Origin of the sequence: Cytobacillus oceanisediminis (genome assembly GCF_004366035.1) — a bacterium.
GTDB lineage: Bacteria > Bacillota > Bacilli > Bacillales > Cytobacillaceae > Cytobacillus > Cytobacillus oceanisediminis_C.
Genome location: NZ_SOEE01000050.1, coordinates 1 through 1,635, shown reverse-complemented (window position 1 = coordinate 1,635; position 1,635 = coordinate 1). Strand labels below are relative to the sequence as shown.

Annotated in this window: 1 protein-coding gene; it reads right to left on the bottom strand. The window is 39.6% G+C overall.

What is annotated here, in order from left to right:
* Positions 1-134: 134 nt before the first annotated feature.
* The gene (locus DFO72_RS29060; protein WP_113885659.1) at positions 135-1,373 is read right to left on the bottom strand and encodes an IS110 family transposase; all 1,239 of its coding nucleotides are present in this window, start codon (positions 1,371-1,373) and stop codon (positions 135-137) included.
* Positions 1,374-1,635: the final 262 nt, after the last annotated feature.

Here is a 1,635-nt window from a genome sequence, read left to right as displayed (position 1 = left end):
AAACCAGCTAATAGTTTGTCAACATTTTTCAATGAAATAGAATTTTTAGTATGGTAAGCTAAAAATAAGCATGCCAAATAACCTTCCATTATGTCCGATTGGAAGGTTTTGTTGTATTTAGTTAGATATTGTTTTTAAACAATATCCTGGAAAATCGTTTTGTTTTTTAGTAAGGCAAATATCCAATGCAGAAGTTTATTTACACAAGCTATAACAGCCACTCTGAAGGTTTTTCCTTCTTCGCGTTTCTTGTCGTAAAACTCTCTCAGTCTCTTATTGCGTGGAATTATTTTGTCAGTGGTTTTCTTTTTACGAGCGTCCCTAATACCACTTTGAACAGCCATGTATAAGGCGTGGCGGAGTCTGCTTGAACCTCGTTTGGTAATCCTGTTAACAGAAGCAGTAAACTTACCAGAAGAGTACACACTTGGATCGACCCCCGCGAAAGCAACGAGCTTTTTGGCATTAGTAAACCGATCTATTTCACCAATTTCAGAGATAATCGTTGCCGCGATTTTTTCTCCGATTCCAGGGATAGATTGGAGTAGCCTATATTCTTCAATTTCTTTAGCTAGGGCATCTATTTCTGCTGATAACTTTGATAGATGCTCTTGGTATTGAAGAACAATCTTAACCAGTATCTCAAGATTAAAGATATGGCTCTGGTACAGATTCCTTTGAAACGGGTTTCGAAGGGCGGCCTCTCTTAGTTTCTGTGCCTTTTCTGTTGCCCAAAGCCTTGATCGGCTATTACATATAGAAGTAATCTTCTCGGTAATTTCACTTTCACTAGCCCTTAAAACTGCCTCGGTTGTCGGAAATTCAAGCAGGGTAAGCAATGATACCTTTGAATATAAACTCCCAAACACCCCTCTGTACTCAGGGAATACCTGATCCAATAAGGTATGAAGTTGAATCTTCGTTTTGGCCGTGATTTCCGCAATACTCTCTTGTTGTCTTGTTAAATTCCGAAGGTTTAGGAGCTGTATACCTCGTTTTTTATGAGGCTCCAACTCCTCTTTATAAAACAGTTCGCAAAGGTGATAAGCATCAGCTGCATCTGTTTTTACCTTCCGTAAACTTGAGCTTTTGGCTCTATGTGAGATCAGGGGATTAACAATTACATAAACATACTTGTGTTCCTCCAAAAATTGAATGACTGGAGTATGATAATGTCCAGTTGACTCTAAAACGACCGAAGGTTGATGACCAAGTGCTGTTTTTTCAACCTCTTGAAGGAATTCTAGTAAATTCTCCAATCCTTCGAGGTTATGATTAATACTAAACACTCTACGATAAGGTTTCCCCTTATCTAAAAATGCCTGGACCTGACTTTCTCCTTTTGATACATCCAGGCCTACGACTGGATTCATGCTTTTCTCCTCCTAGAAACTCAATTTGTCGGTATCCCCTAAGGCTTCTTGTAATGTCATAGGTTCGCTTGTTAAACGGGATCGTTGTCCCAACCAGCCTGAAACATGTTTATACAAGTAGGGGGTGAACAGTTTAGCTGACGGGATTTAACCCACGGGTGCGACGTTCTACCCCGACTACCGTTATATTAAGACCCCAAATAAAAAGGTCAACCAGAAATATCTGGCTAACCTTATATTACGAACGGGTGCTTATGTTCAA